This window comes from Natronospira bacteriovora, from assembly GCF_030848495.1.
GTDB lineage: Bacteria > Pseudomonadota > Gammaproteobacteria > Natronospirales > Natronospiraceae > Natronospira > Natronospira bacteriovora.
In genome coordinates, this window is record NZ_JAVDDT010000010.1 from 33,046 (window position 1) to 49,769 (window position 16,724).

The following is a 16,724-nucleotide window of genomic DNA, read 5'->3' on the forward strand; positions in this document are numbered from 1 at the left end:
GGCATTACCCTCTTGCGATCACGCGTTCATAGGCTTTCAGGGTGAGAAAGTCGGCAAAGTCTTCATCGAGGCACAGCTCGGTGAACAGTGCCGTGGCTTCCTCAAGGCATCCGGCCGGTAGACCGGACCGCTCCGCCTCACGGCGAAGATCGGGGCCGATTTCGTCCAGCACCGTGCGGACGAAATCGGCGGTGATGCGCTCTCCGTCGGTGGTGGTGGCGCCGTGGTGAATCCACTGCCACAACTGGGCGCGGGCAATCTCGGCGGTGGCCGCGTCTTCCATCAGATGGTTGATGGGCACGCAGCCCCGCCCGGCCAGCCAGGCCGCGATGTACTGGACGCCCACCGCGATGTTGTCGCGCAGCCCTTCTTCCGTGATGCGCCCTTCCGGGTGCTCCAGCAGCCGGGCTTGATCCACCTGCAGGTCCGGCAAAAGACGATCAAGCTGATTCGGCCCATCCAGGGCACGATCAAAGATCGCCATGGCGGTTTCGATCAGGCCGGGATGGGCGACCCAGGTGCCGTCATGCCCATCGGCGGCTTCCCGTTCCTTGTCGGCACGCACCTTGTCCAGGGCGGCCGCATGGCGATCCGGGTCGCCGCGTACCGGAATCTGGGCAGCCATGCCGCCCATGGCCAATGCGCCGCGCCGGTGGCAGGTATCGATCAGCAGTCGGGAATAGCTGCGCAGGAAAGGCTGGGTCATGCCGATACTGTGGCGATCCGGCAGAACTCGCTGCGGATCGGCATGAAAGACCTTGGCGTAACTGAAGATGTAGTCCCAGCGGCCACAGTTGAGCGCGACAATATGATGTCGCATGGCATGCAGGATCTCGTGCATCTGAAAGACCGCCGGCAGGGTTTCGATCAGCACGGTGGCCTTGATGGTGCCATTGGCAAAGCCGAAGCGCTCTTCCGCAAATCGAAAGACATCGGCCCACATGCGGGCCTCGTCGTGATGCTCCAGTTTGGGCAGGTAATAATACGGCCCACGGCCCTGCTCATGCAGGGCGTGGGCGTTGTGGAAGAAATGCAGGGCAAAATCCAGCAATGCGCCGGGTATCGCCCGGCCATCCAGGGTAATGTGTGCTTCGGGGAGGTGCAGCCCGCGCACGCGGACAATCAGCAACGCTGGATCATCCTTCAGGCGGTAGGTCTTGCCGCTGTCGTCACTGAAGTCAATCTGACCACGGGTCGCGTCCAGGATGTTGCGCTGTCCCTGGATGAGGTTTTCCCAGGTCGGTGTACTGGCATCCTCGAAATCCGCCATGAACACCCGAGCCCCCGAATTGAGGCCATTGATGATCATTTTCCGGTCCACCGGGCCGGTGATCTCCACCCGCCGATCCCGCAGGGCCGGCGGAATCGGCGCCACCCGCCAGTCCCCTTCTCGAATCGACCGGGTGTCGGGCAGGAAATCCGGGCGCTCGCCCCGGTCGAAACGACGCTGACGCTCCTGGCGCCTGGCCAGCAAGGATTCAATGCGCGGGCCAAAGCGGTCGACCAGCGCTTCCAGAAAGGCCAGGGATTCTTCCGACAGGATGTGCTCACAGCCCCGGGGCGCTGAACGCATCAGTTTCAGTCTTGCTTCGCTTGTCGCGGCGGCTTCGGACATGGTGCAGGCCTCTTTCGGAACGACTTGCCAGCGACATTAAAACGGTTGTTTAATATCGAACAATGCAATTTCCATAATTTGAAATATCAGTAAATCTGATAATGGAGGCAGCTCGTGGCCCGCAGCGGACGTCAGAATCGTCTCACCCAGCTTCGCGGTTTCTGTGTAACGGCACAGACCGGCAGCATCAGCGCCGCGGCGGAACGCCTGGACTTGAGCCAGCCGTCGGTTTCCATGCAGATCCAGGCCCTGGAGCGGGATTTTGGCGTGATGCTGTTCGAACGCCGTGGCCCGCGCATCAAGCTGACCCCGGAAGGCGAGAATCTGCTGGAGATCGCCCTGCCCATCGTGGAGGGCATGGACACCCTGCCCGAGACCTTTGCCGCCCGCTGCGGCAACCCGGCCCACGGGGATCTGGACATCGCCGCAGGCGAATCCACCCTGCTCTACCTGCTGCCGCCCTTTGTCGAGCAATTTGCCCGCGAGTACCCGGCGGTTCAGTTCCGCCTCCACAACGTGACCGGCCGGGACGGCCTGAGCATGCTGCGCGCCGACGAGGCGGATTTCGCGGTGGGATCCATGATCGATGTTCCCGATGACATCAGCTACCGACCTGTATTTCGCTACCAGCCCATGCTGATCACGGCGCCTGAGCACCCTTTGGCCCGGCAGTCGGAAGTCACCCTGGAAGACATCAGCCGGCACGGCCTGATTCTCCCGCCACGGCATTTGAGTACCTGGCGCATGGTCAAGTCGGTCTTCGATCAGCACGAGCTGGAATATCAGGTACGGCTGGAGGCCGGTGGTTGGGAAGTGATCAAGAAATACGTTGAAATGAATCTCGGCATCTCCATCGTCACCAACATCTGCCTGGATGGCAGCGAGAAACTGCATGCGCGCCCCATGGGCGACTATTTCCGGGATCGCAGCTATGGTGTGGTAACGCGACGGGGGAAGTTTCTCTCCCCGCAGGCCAAGGCATTCATCCGCCTGATGGACGATGACTTCTTCCATGGCAGCACCCGTGCGGAACGTGTCACACAGGAGCCGACAAGGTGAATAGAGACGTCAGGATTGGACTGGCACTGGGAAGCGGTTCGGCCCGCGGCTGGGCCCACATCGGGGTTCTGAGAGCGCTTGAGGAGCTGGGAATCCAGGTCGACGTGGTGGCCGGCAGCAGCATCGGTGCCCTGGTGGGCGCCGCTTATCGTACCGGAAGCCTGGACGAGCTGGAGGAATGGGTCACGGCTCTGGATCGGATGGATATCTTTCGTCTGCTGGATGCCCGGCTTCGAGGCGGCGGTTTCATGCGCGGCGACAAGCTCATGCGCGCCATCGAGCGGCGGGTGGGGGATCATCAGATCGAGTCACTGGACAAGGCTTTCGGTGCCGTGGCCACGGACCTCAACTCGGGACGGGAGATATGGTTGCGCAAGGGATCGATTCTGGAGGCGGTGCGCGCCTCCATTGCCCTGCCCGGCCTGTTCTCACCGGTTCAGCGTGGTGAGCGCTGGCTGCTGGATGGCGGCCTCGTCAATCCGGTTCCTGTCTCCCTGTGCCGGGCCATGGGTGCGGATGTGATCATTGCGGTGAATCTGAACGGCGACATCGTCGGGCGAAATTTCGACAACCGCCCTCAAGCGACAGGTGACAAGGTGTCCGAAACGCAGACCGAGGATGGTGATGATTCCGAAGACCGTCATCATGAAGCGCATTTGTTCAAGCGCCTGGCGAGCACCCTGCGCAGTGGCCTCAGCGTGCGTCTGGATCAGCTCATTGCGTCCGCCACGCGACGGGGTGACGATGGCGGGCCCGGCCTGTTCGACGTCATGGCCGGGTCCATCAATGTGGTTCAGGATCGCATCACCCGCAGCCGCATGGCGGGTGATCCGCCGGATGTGCTGATTGCCCCGCGATTGGCCCATATCCGGCTGATGGAATTCGACCGGGCCGAGGAAGCCATACGCGGTGGCCGGAAGGCGGTCGAGCGGGTTCGGGAAGAACTGGAAGTACTCCGGCCATAGGCGCGGTCGGGCGATGGCCGGTCTTGCCTTCCCCGCCTCGCGGCAGGCTCAGGCGACCCGGTGATCGCTCTCCCGCAGCCGGTATCCGGCCACGCGCATGGCGAGCTCCAGCGCCTGATCGTAGTTGAGGCGCGGATCCACCTGGGAGCGGTAGGCCTTTTCCAGATCCTGCTCGGTCAGGCCGCTGGCGCCACCGAGGCATTCGGTGACATTCTCCCCGGTCAGCTCGATGTGGACACCACCCAGGTGGCTGTCATTGGCCTCGTGCAGGTGGAAGGCCTGCTCCAGTTCCGAGAACACATTCTCCACCCGCCGGGTCTTGATGCCGGATTGAGTAGTTTCGGTGTTGCCGTGCATGGGGTCGCAGGTCCACAGAACGCTGCGGCCCGTGCTCTGGACGGCCTCGATCATGGGCGGCAGCAGCTCCTTGATGCGGCTGGCACCCAGGCGGTGGATCAGCGTCAGCCTGCCCGCCTCATTGTCCGGGTTCAACACCCGCACCAGCTCCTTCAGGGTCTCCGGCGACATGCCCGGCCCGACCTTCACGGCAATGGGATTGGCGATGCCGCGAAAATACTCGATGTGCGCCCCGTCCAGCTCCGCCGTGCGCATGCCGATCCAGGGGAAATGGGTCGACATGTTGTACCAGCGCCCGTTGGCCCGTACCCGATGGGTCTGAGCCTGCTCATAATGCAGCTGCAGGGCCTCGTGGCTGGTGAAGAAATCCACCCGGCCGCTGCCGGATACCCGGCCGCCGGCAATGGTTTCCATGAATTGCAGGGAATCGAGTACCGAATCGACGATGCGCCGGTATTCCTGCTTCATGGCCGAGCTGCGGACGAAATCCAGATCCCAGTTTTCCGGGTGATGCAGGTCGGCAAAACCGCCGTCCACCAGGGCGCGGATGTGGTTCAGGGTCAGCGCGGCGCGCTCGTAGCCCCGCAGCATCAGCTCCGGATCCGGCTCGCGGTCTTCCGCCGTGAACGGGGAACGGTTGATGAGATCGCCCCGGTAGCTCGGCAGCGTCACGCCGTCGCGGGTTTCGGTGTCGGCTGAACGGGGTTTGGCGTACTGCCCGGCGATGCGGCCCACACGGGTAATCCGCTTGCGCATGCCGGTCACCAGCACCAGGCTCATCTGGAGCAGGATCTTGAGCTTGTTGGCAATGTTTTCGGCAGTGCAGTCGTCGAAGCTCTCGGCGCAATCGCCACCTTGCAGGAGGAAGCGCTCCCCCCGGGACGCCTCGGCCAGCTGCTGCTTGAGCGCTTCAATCTCGCCGTGGGTCACCAGCTGGGGCAGGCGGTTGAGGCGGGCCACCACCGAGTCCACCTGTTCGGGGTCACGATAGAGGGGCTGCTGGCCCGCTGCCTTGCGCTGCCAGCTTTCCGGGCTCCAGTCATTGTTCTTTTGATGGTTCATGATTTGAAGTCTACACGGATTGTCAGGGGCGGAAAACTGGCGAAATGAGCGCATTCTTGGCACAATGTGCGCCATCCCGTCGGACACATCGGGAACCGGGGGTGTTCCCGACTCTGATGAATTTTCTCCGCCATCGCGCATTCGTCTGCCGGGCACCGAACAGGTGCCGGGTGGCTGACATTTTCCAATACTCCGGGAGGACTGCATGAGCAAGCTTGATCCCAAATCCATTCTGGCGGCCTTCGGCCTTGAGGCCGAGAACGCCGGCACCTATGCCGCCAAGTCGGGCTGGCTGGAAGACAAGAACGCCCGTTTCCTCGAGTCCTACAACCCGGCCACCGGCGAACTGCTCGGCAAGGTGCGTGTGACCACGGAAGCCGAGTACGAGACCGTGATCACCGAAGCCAAGGAACTGTTCCTGGAATGGCGCAAGATTCCCGCCCCCCAGCGCGGCGAAGCCGTTCGCCTGATGGGTGAAGCCCTGCGTGCCCGCAAGGACGAGCTGGGCAGCCTGGTCTCCCTGGAAATGGGCAAGATCAAGCAGGAAGGTGACGGTGAAGTCCAGGAAATGATCGACATTGCCGATTTCGCCGTCGGCCAGTCGCGCATGCTCTACGGCATGACCACCCACTCCGAGCGCCCGGATCACCGCCTCTTCGAGCAGTGGCATCCCCTGGGCCTGGTGGGCGTGATCACCGCCTTCAACTTCCCGGTGGCGGTGTGGTCCTGGAACACCTTCATCTCCGCGGTCTGCGGCAACACCAATGTCTGGAAGGGTTCCCCCAAGACGCCACTGATTTCCGTGGCCGTGCAGAAGCTCTGCAATGAAGTGCTGGAAAAGAACGGCTTCCCGGCCATCTTCACCCTGTTCACCGACGACACCAACGAACTGGCCAAGCGTTTCGTGGAAGACGAGCGGGTCAACCTGCTTTCCTTCACCGGTTCCAGTGAAGTCGCCAAGAAGGTGGCCCCCACCGTGGCCAGCCGCCTGGGACGCTATTTGATCGAGGCCGGTGGCAACAACGCCATCATCGTGGACGAAACCGCCAATCTCGACATGGCCATTCCCGCCATCGCCTTCGGCGCCGTGGGTACTGCCGGCCAGCGTTGCACCTCCACCCGCCGCGTCATCGCCCACGAGAGCATCGTGGACGAGCTGACCGAGAAGCTGGTGGGCGCCTACAAGACCGTGCGCATCGGCAACCCACTGGCTGCCGACACCCTGATGGGCCCGCTGGCCGATGAGACGGCCGTGAAGAACTATGAAGCGGCCATCGAGACCATCAAGGGCGAGAAGGATGCCGAGATTCTGTGTGGCGGCAAGCGCATCGACGGTGACGGTCATTTCGTTGAGCCCACCATCGTCAAGGCGCGCAATGACATGGCCATCGTGCAGGCCGAAACCTTTGCGCCGATTCTCTACATCATGTCCTACAAGACCCTGGACGAGGCCATCGAGATGCAGAACGGCGTGCCCCAGGGCCTGTCGTCCGCCATCTTCACCGACAAGCTTCAGAATGCCGAGCGCTACCTCTCCTGCGAAGGTAGTGACTGCGGTATCTCCAACGTCAATATCGGCACCTCCGGCGCCGAAATCGGCGGCGCCTTCGGTGGCGAGAAAGACACCGGCGGCGGCCGGGAATCCGGCTCTGACGCCTGGAAGCAGTACATGCGCCGTCAGACCAACACGGTCAACTACGGCACCGAACTGCCGCTGGCCCAGGGCATCAAGTTCGACCTGGGTTGATTCACATCGATCCTTGATTGTCCCGATAAAGGCCCGCCTCGGCGGGCCTTTTTTACACCCCCAGAACCTTCAGTTACCCCGGCCCGCGTAATCGTACGTCGTAGTCGTAATCGGCATTTACCAGGCTTTCCTCAAAAAAAACCGGACACACTCACGACGGCAAACACCCCCCCTTCCCGCCACACCAGCATGCCGAGCCGCGGTTCGCACTCCTCCGCCAAGGGGTGTAAGGTAAATCAACCACCCGCGCGCAATCATGGAAGCCATGGGAGGTTCATCCGATGAAGAAGAATCCCGATAAAGGCTATATCGCATTGCTGGGCTGGAGCCTCAACGCCATTGAGGCACTGGATGACTTTGATCGCCGATATGTCGTCGTCGCCCCGCCCTGGGCGGAGGAATACTGCCAAAAACACGAAATCCCCTATATTCCCTGGGATTTCGAACGCCTCAATGACCGCTCCATGGAGATCGCCCAGACCCTGAAGAAAGAAGGGGTGGACGTGGCCATTCCCCTGTTCGAGGAAACCGTGGAATGGGCCGGCGCCATCAACTCCGTGCTGATGGACAATCCCCGCCTGTACGGCCAGGCGATTCTCATGCGCGACAAGGCCCTGATGAAGCGCCGCGCCCAGCTGGGGGGCATCCGCGTGGGTATTTTCGAGGAAGCCCATGACCGGGATGATGTGGTGCGCTTCCTCAAGCGCGTCAACCAGACGCTGCTCAAGCTGGATGGCGACCCGAATGACCCCATCCATCTCAAGGCCTTCGACAAGGCCGGTTGCCTGGGGCACCGGGTCATCCGCACACCGGATGAAGTGGACCTGATCCCGGAAGAGGAATTTCCGGTGCTCATGGAGAGCCACCTGGACGGCTGGGAGTTCGCCGTGGAGGCCTGGGTCTACAACGGCAAGATCAAGTTCCTGAACATCTCGGAGTACGTGACGCTGGGCTATTCGGTGTTCGTGCCCGCCACGCTCGAACTGGAAAGCTGGCGCGAGGGTATCACCCGCGAGATCGAAAAGCTCATCAAGACCTTTGACATCCAGTTCGGCTTCATTCACCCGGAGTATTTCGTCACCAGTGACGGCACCATGTACTTCGGCGAAGTGGCCTACCGCCCGCCGGGCTTCAAGGTCTTCGAGCTGCTGGAGCGGGCCTACGGCTTCAATGCCTATCAGGCCCTGGTGCTGTGCTTCGACCCCAAATCCACGGAAGAGGAAATCGACAACTTCTTCCCCCGGGAAGTGGTGGACGCCAAGGGCCATGCCGGCTGCTTCGGCGTCTATCCCCGCCGCCGCGTGGTGAGCAAGCTGGAGATACCGGAGGAAACCGAAAACCACCCCTATTACGAGTGGCATGACCTGAACGAGCCCCTGGCCAATACCGTAACCAAACGCACGGCGTTCGGTACTCACTGGGGTCTGGTGTATTTCTTCGGTGACGACCCGCACAAACTAAGGGATCTGCTGAAGGCGCAGGAAGAGCTGGACTACTACGTCTGATAATCGTTGTCGTTGTCGTTGTCGTTGTCGTTGTCGTAATCGGAATTTGAAAGGGGCAACGAGCTACGAGCGGCGAGCAAAAGAAGGAAAACCGGGCAGTGCCGGTTTTTCGGTGTTTGCTCCTAGCTCGTCACTCGTGGCTTGTGAAAAACCGATTACGATTACGACAACGAGCGGCCTTTGGCCGGTTAAAGGCCCTCGAAGCGATTCGTTTCCCGGTTCTTGCGTACCTGCCCTGCCGGGAATACCTGACCGTTCATGAACACCCAGGTGCCGGGCGGCAGGGCCTGCACGGCGGCGAATGCCGCGCCGATATTGAAGATGGCGTCCGTGGAGCGGAAACGGGCCGGGCTCAGGGAGCCGGTCAGGACCACGACCTTGCCGCAGGTATCACCGATGGCCGCTGCCGTGTCGCTCATGGTGTCGGTGCCGTGGGTAATGAGAATGTGACGTTCGCTTGAGGAATGCACGGCCTCACGGATGCGCTCCCGGTCCTGGTCGCTCATCTCCAGGCTGTCCTTCTGCATCAACGGCTCGATCACCCAGGGCAGGCCCACCAAGGCTTCTTCCAGCACGGTGCCGATGACCGGATCGCCCACCTCGAATTCACTGCGGGCATCGAAATAGATCTTGTCGATGGTGCCGCCGGTAGTAATGATACGTACACAATCGGGGGACGGGTTCGGCCGGTTTTCGCTCACGACAACCTCGCTGGATCACAGATTGGGAAAGGCGGCGATTCTACCATGTTGCCGATGCAGGTCTTGGCCGGTGGATGGGCAGGCCCAGGGTCAGGAAGACGCCCCGGTCGCCGTCTTCTCTCAATGTCAAACCGAACACCGCCGGGCCCAGGGGCGTATCGGCTCCCAGAAAGGCTTTCCCGCCGTGAACCAGCTTGTCACTGCTGAAACCCTCGCCATGCTGCCAGGCGCCGCCGGAGGCCAGGCCGATGCCGGCATAGAGCGCTCCCCCGCGTCCGGCCACATCCGCCGAGCCCAACTGACGAAACCACAGGCCGCGCAGGGCCGCAACGCGCTCACCACGAAGCTCTCCCCGACGATACCCGCTGATCGAGAACGGGCCGCCAAGCTCAAGGTGTTGCTGGAACGGTAACGGTGCATTGAATTCACCCCACTCCATGCCGAGCAGCAGGCGGTTCTGATTGACGGCCCAGTACTGGGCATACTCGGCCGTGGCCAGACGGTAGCTCTGATCGGCACCCCAGCCCGTCCTCGTACCTTCCAGATTGGCACTGAGTAGCTGCCCTTCCTGGGGCCATTCCGCGTCGTCCAGGCGATCGAAATTCAAGGCTACCCGCCAGCCACCCAGATCCCGTTCAAGGCCACCCTCGCTGCCGTCACCAATTCGGGATTCGGAACTGATCCGGCTGCGCCAGGCACCCAGGCGGAGTTCGCCATGCGGGCCGAGGGCAGACCCAAGATCAATCCCCGCACGCGTTCTCCGGCGACTGAACTCCGCCCGTCCCTCCCCTTCGTCATACACCGCAAAGGTCTCCGCCTCATGAAAAGCGGGAAGCGCCAGGAACAGGCGTCCACCGGGTGACAGCGGCTGGTAGAACTCGGTCCGAAGCCCCCGCTGCCGGCCAATCTGAGCTTCATTGCGCCATTCGGCACCCAGGCGGTTGATGCTGGGGCGTGTATGCCCCATTCGCAGGTTGTACTGGGCACTGCCGTCGAACTCATCGAATACTTCCAGACCCAGGCGAACATGGTGCAGGCCCCTGTCCCGTTCCCGAATGTTCAGCTCGAGCGTGATCCCGTTCTCGGACTCCACCGTGCGAAAATCCACCGCCGCAATCTCTCCCATGCGCTGCAGCCGCCCTAGGTCTGACTGCAGTCGATCAAGCGCAAGTTCCTCCCCCTCCCGGGTTTCCATCAGGGCCAGAACACGGTTTTCGGACAGGCGCTGGAGACCGCTGATGCGGATCGCCTCGAGGGTGCCAATCTCATTGCTGGGTCGCCGCTGTCGTTCCAGAAAGCGCTCGAATGTGGCTTCATCCCGGCTGAGTGTTTCCAGCTGGGAACGCGCCTGCCGGGCTGCTCGTTCACCGTGCGCCGCGGCCTCACGGCTGCGCTCGAACTGCTGTCCACCGATGCCCTCAAGCTCGGGCTCGATGAGCACATCCTGCGGTTCCAGCAGCCCCATGGATTCCCTGGCATTGCGGTGGGTAATCAAGCTGGTGACCTGTCCGGAAAGGGCAAAAATGTCACCAAGCTGCTCCCGCTCCAGCAGTTTGGCGCCCACGTTCACCGCGATGATCACATCCGCACCCATGTCCAGGGCCACGCTCACGGGGAGGTTTTCCGCCAGGCCGCCATCGGCAAGCAGGCGCCCGTCCAGCTCGACAGGGGAAAAAACGCCCGGTACCGCCATGCTGGCACGGATGGCGTGTGACAGCCGCCCCTTGTCCAGGATCACCTTGTCGCCGCTCTCCAGATCCGTGGCAACGGCCCGGAATGGAATGGGCAGGCGGTCGAAATCGTCGATCTCGGCCGTTCGCGACGTCGCCTGTTCCAGTATGAATGCCAGATTCCGCCCCTCGATCAGGGCCTGGGGCAACGTCAGCCGCCCCTCGCTGACCCCGATCTCCAGATCGAAAAGAAAGCGTGCATCATCCTGCTTGGCGCGATAGGCAAGCCGGCGGCGTGGCAAGCGGTCGGAGAGGGCCACCTCCCAGTCCATTGTGTCCAGCCATTCGGCAATTTCGTCCGGTGACCAGCCACCGGCGTAGAGCCCCCCGATGATGGCGCCGCCGCTGGTTCCCACGATCATATCCACGGGAATATTCAGCTCTTCCATTACCCTGAGCACACCCACGTGGGCCGCACCCCGAGCCCCGCCACCGCTCAGAACCAGGGCCACACGGCCCTCGAATTCGGTTTCTGCCTGATCCTGCGCATGACTCTGCGAGCCAAGCGGCAGTATGATCAGGCACATCAGCATCCAGAAACGTCCGGGCATCAGGCGTCCTCTCCTGACAGGGGGTTTGTGTTGATGCTCGCCATTATGCTTTTATGGCGATTGAGAACAAAGGTACAGCCAACTTCTGCCGATCGGGGGCACCATGAAACGCCAAGGAATCAGCGCCGCCCTGCTCTTCATTGTCACAGGAACCCTGCTCCTGGCCACGGCCTGGCTGGGTGCGGAAGAATCAGGTGATCCGGTTCCGGAGCAGGAACGTGGCGGCCACGGGGTGATCCTCCAGGTGCAGGGGGCCATCGGCCCGGCCACACTGGATTACGTCCGGCGCGGCATTGCCGACGCCGAAGAGGCGGGCAGAAAACTGGTGATCCTGCAGATGGATACCCCGGGCGGTCTCGTGGACACCACCCGGGAAATCAACAAGGCCATTCTTGCCGCTGAGATCCCGGTGGCCACTTTCGTCTACCCGTCCGGCTCCCGCGCGGCCAGCGCCGGCACCTTCATCATGTATGCCAGCCATGTTGCCGCCATGGCACCCGCCACCTCGCTGGGTGCAGCCACCCCGGTCCAGATTGGCGGCGCACCCGGCGAACCCGCCGACGAGGACGAAGAAGACCGGGAACGGTCGCAGCCGCGGGGAGATGCCGAGCGCAAGGCCCTGAATGATGCCGTCAGTTACATTCGCAGCCTTGCCGAGCGGCGGGATCGAAATGCCGACTGGGCTGAAAAGGCCGTGCGTGAAGCCGCTACCCTGAATTCCCGCGAGGCACTGGAACAGAACGTGATCGACGTGGTCGCCAATGACTTCGAGGATCTCCTGACACAGATTCACGGCATGGAAGTGGATGTCGCTTCCGGGAAGATCCGCATTAACACGGAGGGCATGTCCCTGGAACGGCAGGATCCGGACTGGCGCACAGAGCTGCTCAGTGTCCTGACCAACCCGACGGTGGCCTACCTGCTGATGCTGATTGGCATCTATGGCCTCATTTTCGAGGGTTACAACCCGGGGGCGATTGTGCCCGGCGTGGTCGGCGCCATCTGTCTGCTCCTTGCGCTGTTCGCATTCCAGATTCTGCCCGTCAACTACGCCGGATTCGCACTCATCGCGCTGGGCCTGATTCTCATCATCAGCGAAGCCTTCGTGCCCAGTTTCGGCATACTGGGTATCGGTGGGCTCATCGCCTTCGTCATAGGGTCGATCATACTCATGGATACTGACGTGCCCGGCTTTGGCATTCCCCTTCCGCTGATCGCCACGGTGAGCATTATCGGCGGCCTGCTGACCTTCTCCATCATTGGCTTTGCCCTGCGGGCCCGACGATCGCCGGTTGTCTCCGGCCACGAGGAAATGATTGGCCTGGTGGCCACGGCGCGGGAGGACTTCGAGGAAAGTGGCCAGGTCTGGGTTCGCAGCGAATTGTGGCGGGCACGATCCACAAAGCCGGTCCGTAAGGGTGATAAACTGCGCGTCACCGACCTCAACGGCCTGGTGCTGGAAGTGCAGCCGCTGGACGAAGAACAGGAAACTGTCGAATCAACCCGGTAATGATTTCATTCCCGTGAATCCAACAGGGAGCAGATAATGTCCACATACATTCTTTTCGGCGTGATCGGGATCATCATCCTGCTGCTCGTCAGCATGTTCAAGATCCTGAACGAATACGAACGCGGCGTGATCTTCATGCTCGGCCGCTTCTACAAGGTCAAGGGCCCCGGCCTGATCATCGTGATCCCGCTCATCCAGGAAATGGTCAAGGTCGACCTGCGCACCATCGTGCTGGATGTGCCCAGTCAGGATGTCATTTCCCAGGACAACGTCTCGGTCAAGGTCAATGCGGTGATCTACTTCCGCATCATCGATCCGGAAAAAGCCGTCATCCAGGTCGCCAATGTCTTCGACGCCACCAGCCAGCTCGCCCAGACCACTCTGCGCTCCGTCCTCGGCAAGCACGACCTGGACGAAATGCTCGCCGAGCGTGACAAGCTGAACGCGGATATCCAGAGCATCCTGGATAGCCAGACCGACGCTTGGGGCATCAAGGTCACCAACGTGGAGATCAAGCATGTGGATCTCGACGAAAGCATGATCCGCGCCATCGCCAAGCAGGCCGAAGCCGAGCGTAACCGGCGCGCCAAGGTCATCCACGCCAAGGGTGAGCAGCAGGCCGCCGAAAACCTGGTGGAAGCCGCCAACATGCTGGTCACCAACCCCCAGGCCATGCAGCTGCGCTATTTGCAGACCCTGGGCGACGTCGCCGGCGAGAAGAGCTCCACCATCGTCTTCCCCCTGCCCATGGACCTGCTCAAGCCCCTCATGGCCAGGCTGGAAGGTGACAAGAAGTAACGCGCCGCCATATCCTGCAAATGCAAAAAAAGCCGCGCTTGGGCGCGGCTTTTTTTTGATTGTTCATCCCTTGGGCCTCAGCATCTTAGCTAGTCGGGTGTTGGCCAAGCAATTCGCGCGGGCTTTCTACAAGGGCCTCGGCTTTGCCCGGCAGTTGTTTCCTGAGCCTGGTTAGGCCTGCCCCTCTAAGCATCCAATTCACATACCTGCTGCCGACCAAGGCGAACCTCGCCTGTCTGGCTCTCGCGGATCGACCCAGCTCCTGCCCCATTTCAGCTGAATGACGCCAAACTTATTGGCCGACCCCCACTGAAGAAGCGACTAGCCGATGGGGACATTCCATCGGACACAAAAGCAGCCCAGAAAAGTAATGGATGTCCTTGTTCTTTCCTTTTTTCAAGGGCCTGGGGTTTGCCCGGCAATTGTTTCCTGAGCCCGGTTAGGCCTGGCCGACTCGGACCGTTGAATCCAACCCCCTATTGCCGAAGCGGAACGTACCCGTCGCGCCAAGGTGATTCACGCCCAGGGTGAGCAACAGGCCGCCGAAAAGCTGGTGGAAGCCGCCGACATGCTGGTAGCCAACCCACAGGCCATGCAGCTGCGCTATCTGCAGACCCTGGGGGACGTGGCCGGCGAAAAGAGCTCCACCATCGTCTTCCCGCTGCCCATGGATCTGATCGAGCCTTTAATGAGCAAGCTCAAGGGCGGCAAGGACAAGTAAGCCCGAGAAACTCCCAAAAAAAAGCCGCGCTCATGCGCGGCTTTTTTATGGCGCTCACTAACCCAATCGGATTGACGAGAAAAGCGCCCTACTCTATAGCACTGGGAGCGCCTGTTCTCGCTCCCCGTTCTCGTCCAGCGCTATATCGCTGAAACACCCGAAAAATCCGATCACACGGCCATTCAGCAGCGGATTCGGGAGGTTATGGGGAAAGACCGGGCTCAACGGGCTGAAGAAACACCCCGCTTGCTGGATTTCGCCGGGGATGAGCGCCGGGATGGGCCGGATGGTCTCCCCTTCTGTCTGGACGACTACATCGAGCTTGTTGACTGGAGCGGGCGGATTGTCCGTGAAGGCAAGCGCGGAGCCATACCGGAGGACCTGCCACCCATTCTGGACCGCCTGGAGGTCGACGGCCGTACCTGGATGCGCGCCATCCGCCGGGGGGCAGAGACTACAGTTCCATCACGCGGTAGGGCGGGCTTCAGCCATCCGGGTAGCGGCCGAACAATTCGGAAGAGCCTTTTTCAAGGGCCTGGGCTTTGCCCGGCAGTTGTTTCCTGAGCCCGGTTAGGGCAAATCCTCAAAACCCCAGATTCACACACCTGCCGCCAACCAAGGCGAGCCTCCCCTGCCTGGCTTTCGAGGATCGACCCCGTTGCCCCCCAATTTCAGCTGAATGAGGCCAAACTTATCGTCCGATCCCCACCGAACAAGCGATTAGCCGATGGGAACATTCCGGCGGACGCAAAAAGCACCCCAGAAAAGTAATGGATGTCTCTGTTCTTGCTGTTCTTTCTTGCTGTTCTGTGTTCTGTGAATGCCTGTCGCTTTCTTTCCTTCCTGTTCCTTCCTGCCTTCATTCTACTGGCATTCAGACTCAGGCATAGACACCCCTCTATCACATAACCATACAATAACCTCCTTGTACGCCTTTTCAGTGCTACTTCCAGCCTTAAACGCACCTTGATAGCTGGCGACTAAATCAGCCAGCGTATCACCTCTATCGCTCTCAATTCGGAAATCTGCGCCGCTTTCGAGAAGGAAGAGCACAATGTCAAATTGCGCCAGGTCTGCTGCTTCCATAACAGGAGTAATTCCACCGCCAATTCTTCTATCGCCGAGCTTCCACCCGCGCTTCTGCGCGTCGATGTTTGCTCCTGACTCCAATAAGATTTCTATCGCTCGCCTGTTGGTCAAAGCACGAAAAATGGGCGTAATCCCTTCTTCCCCGGCCACTAAATTGGGGTCGCCACCAAACTCCAAAGCTGTCTTCAGGATGTCAGAATCCTCTGCCCGTGCTGCCCAATGCATTACGGAGCCACCATCGTCGAACACGACATTTGGATTGGCGCCATGTTCCAACAACCTACGAAACCCAGCCGCATTCTGCATCGCCCAAAACAGAGGCGTTGCGCCCCGGCGACCCTGATAATTTACATCAATGCTTTTCTCAACAAGCCCATCAATACGGTCAATGCTCCCCCTCCCGGCCGCTCTTGCTAATGCCCGAACCCGCCTATCTGGAAACATCTCCCTAGCGGACATATGCGCAACAGGTTTTGAATCTACCTCGCTTCCCATGGCGTTCTCACCAGAAATAGAGTTTGATCCCAGCACCACTGCAATAGTCAAAGAAACTGCAGTGAAAGCCATCACATAGATGAATGTTCTCATGAGTCAGCATCCCATCGCTCTACAAACGCCCCGCATCCCATGAAGCCCAGCGGGTCCCAAAGATCTTTGAGTGCCTGGCACGCTAGCCGGTGTTAATGCATTACCGGCTCTCAATGCATCCGTCGAGCTGTAATAATGCGTAACGCTACCTCTTTCGCTAGAGAAATCACCCAACGTATTATCATGCAAGCCTGCAGCATTGAACACACGAGCGCTCGCGTCCGTGTGAATGGCAGCAGCGGCGGCCAAACCGCCACCTAGAGAATGGCCTGTAAATCGAATGTTTCCACCATAATCCCTATGCAGCTGCCGTGCAGTTAAAATAGCAGACTCGTACTGACTACTTGCTAAGCCAAATGCCTGCCTGAAATTGGCTATCCAGTCCCGAATACTAAAAAATCTGGTTCCTCTAAAAGCGAGAACCGCACTCCCTTCTTCGTTGACAAATAGAGCGGCTCTCAGGCCTGTGTCATTTTCATATCTTCTGGCTAACTCGTACCCGTCAGCGCCTGTGCAACTGGAATCGGCTACGCACCTTGAAAGACGAGCATCTGTGACGGCTTCGCTTGATACGCTGGCCACGGTTCCGCTCTGAGCCGCCTGCCCAACCGCAAAAGCAAACGCCGCACTCACCGCCCCATTTGTGAAAACCAGCGCACCTGACGCCCGTCATAGCGAGAGCAGTGATTTTTCCCTGATGCTTCCTCTACTTAGCCGCCGTTTTTC

12 protein-coding genes and 1 pseudogene are annotated in these 16,724 nt (G+C 60.6%); 7 read left to right on the plus strand and 6 right to left on the minus strand.

What is annotated here, in order from left to right; translation table 11 throughout:
- Positions 1-4: 4 nt before the first annotated feature.
- Positions 5-1,615, minus strand: coding sequence for a malate synthase A (aceB, locus tag RBH19_RS12845; protein WP_306729254.1), 1,611 nt, complete (start codon positions 1,613-1,615; stop codon positions 5-7).
- A gap of 114 nt (positions 1,616-1,729) precedes the next feature.
- On the opposite strand from aceB, the gene RBH19_RS12850 reads away from it, so the two are divergent.
- Complete coding sequence (locus RBH19_RS12850; RefSeq protein WP_306729255.1) at positions 1,730-2,674, plus strand: LysR family transcriptional regulator; 945 nt, start codon at positions 1,730-1,732, stop codon at positions 2,672-2,674.
- A complete protein-coding gene (rssA, locus tag RBH19_RS12855; RefSeq protein ID WP_306729256.1) occupies positions 2,671-3,639 on the plus strand; it encodes a patatin-like phospholipase RssA in 969 nt (322 codons plus the stop codon). The genes RBH19_RS12850 and rssA overlap by 4 nt, the downstream gene beginning before the upstream one ends.
- Positions 3,640-3,687: 48 nt before the next feature.
- Here rssA and RBH19_RS12860 read toward each other — a convergent pair whose 3' ends face one another.
- On the minus strand, positions 3,688-5,058 hold the full coding sequence (locus RBH19_RS12860; RefSeq protein ID WP_306729257.1) for a class II 3-deoxy-7-phosphoheptulonate synthase: 1,371 nt from the start codon (positions 5,056-5,058) through the stop codon (positions 3,688-3,690).
- A 205-nt stretch (positions 5,059-5,263) separates the two neighbouring features.
- Between RBH19_RS12860 and amaB the strand changes: the two genes are divergently transcribed.
- Together amaB and RBH19_RS12870 are read left to right on the plus strand one after the other, a co-directional pair.
- Positions 5,264-6,805 carry an L-piperidine-6-carboxylate dehydrogenase gene (gene amaB / locus RBH19_RS12865; RefSeq protein WP_306729258.1) on the plus strand — a complete coding sequence of 514 codons (1,542 nt, stop codon included), beginning with the start codon at positions 5,264-5,266 and terminating at the stop codon, positions 6,803-6,805.
- Between the two features lie 281 nt (positions 6,806-7,086).
- Complete coding sequence (locus RBH19_RS12870; RefSeq protein ID WP_306729259.1) at positions 7,087-8,310, plus strand: ATP-grasp domain-containing protein; 1,224 nt, start codon at positions 7,087-7,089, stop codon at positions 8,308-8,310.
- 188 nt (positions 8,311-8,498) lie between these two features.
- On the opposite strand, the gene RBH19_RS12875 is transcribed toward RBH19_RS12870, so the two are convergent.
- On the minus strand, positions 8,499-9,011 hold the full coding sequence (locus RBH19_RS12875) for an asparaginase domain-containing protein (protein WP_306729260.1): 513 nt from the start codon (positions 9,009-9,011) through the stop codon (positions 8,499-8,501).
- Positions 9,012-9,051: 40 nt separating this feature from the next.
- Positions 9,052-11,292 (minus strand): patatin-like phospholipase family protein, encoded by a 2,241-nt coding sequence (locus RBH19_RS12880; RefSeq protein WP_306729261.1) that lies wholly within the window; start codon positions 11,290-11,292, stop codon positions 9,052-9,054.
- A 103-nt stretch (positions 11,293-11,395) separates the two neighbouring features.
- On the opposite strand from RBH19_RS12880, the gene RBH19_RS12885 reads away from it, so the two are divergent.
- The 3 genes and pseudogenes from RBH19_RS12885 to RBH19_RS12895 all read left to right on the plus strand — a co-directional run.
- Positions 11,396-12,802 carry an NfeD family protein gene (locus RBH19_RS12885; RefSeq protein WP_306729262.1) on the plus strand — a complete coding sequence of 469 codons (1,407 nt, stop codon included), beginning with the start codon at positions 11,396-11,398 and terminating at the stop codon, positions 12,800-12,802.
- Between the two features lie 36 nt (positions 12,803-12,838).
- Positions 12,839-13,600 (plus strand): slipin family protein, encoded by a 762-nt coding sequence (locus tag RBH19_RS12890; RefSeq protein WP_306729263.1) that lies wholly within the window; start codon positions 12,839-12,841, stop codon positions 13,598-13,600.
- A gap of 481 nt (positions 13,601-14,081) precedes the next feature.
- Positions 14,082-14,321: pseudogene (locus RBH19_RS12895) on the plus strand (slipin family protein); the annotation flags it as partial.
- A gap of 864 nt (positions 14,322-15,185) precedes the next feature.
- Here the strand turns inward: RBH19_RS12895 and RBH19_RS12900 are convergent.
- Together RBH19_RS12900 and RBH19_RS13655 are read right to left on the minus strand one after the other, a co-directional pair.
- Positions 15,186-15,998, minus strand: a complete 813-nt coding sequence (locus tag RBH19_RS12900; protein WP_306729264.1) for an ankyrin repeat domain-containing protein — start codon at positions 15,996-15,998, stop codon at positions 15,186-15,188.
- Between the two features lie 3 nt (positions 15,999-16,001).
- Complete coding sequence (locus RBH19_RS13655; RefSeq protein ID WP_374728977.1) at positions 16,002-16,631, minus strand: Tle-like phospholipase domain-containing protein; 630 nt, start codon at positions 16,629-16,631, stop codon at positions 16,002-16,004.
- Positions 16,632-16,724 lie beyond the last annotated feature (93 nt).

Coding starts and splice junctions, on each gene's coding strand:
- aceB (WP_306729254.1), bottom strand. CDS start 1,615: ATGTCCGAAGCCGCCGCGACAAGCGAAGCAAGACTGAAACTGATGCGT.
- RBH19_RS12880 (WP_306729261.1), bottom strand. CDS start 11,292: ATGCCCGGACGTTTCTGGATGCTGATGTGCCTGATCATACTGCCGCTT.
- amaB (WP_306729258.1), top strand. CDS start 5,264: ATGAGCAAGCTTGATCCCAAATCCATTCTGGCGGCCTTCGGCCTTGAG.
- RBH19_RS12900 (WP_306729264.1), bottom strand. CDS start 15,998: ATGAGAACATTCATCTATGTGATGGCTTTCACTGCAGTTTCTTTGACT.
- RBH19_RS12885 (WP_306729262.1), top strand. CDS start 11,396: ATGAAACGCCAAGGAATCAGCGCCGCCCTGCTCTTCATTGTCACAGGA.
- RBH19_RS12870 (WP_306729259.1), top strand. CDS start 7,087: ATGAAGAAGAATCCCGATAAAGGCTATATCGCATTGCTGGGCTGGAGC.
- RBH19_RS12860 (WP_306729257.1), bottom strand. CDS start 5,058: ATGAACCATCAAAAGAACAATGACTGGAGCCCGGAAAGCTGGCAGCGC.
- RBH19_RS12890 (WP_306729263.1), top strand. CDS start 12,839: ATGTCCACATACATTCTTTTCGGCGTGATCGGGATCATCATCCTGCTG.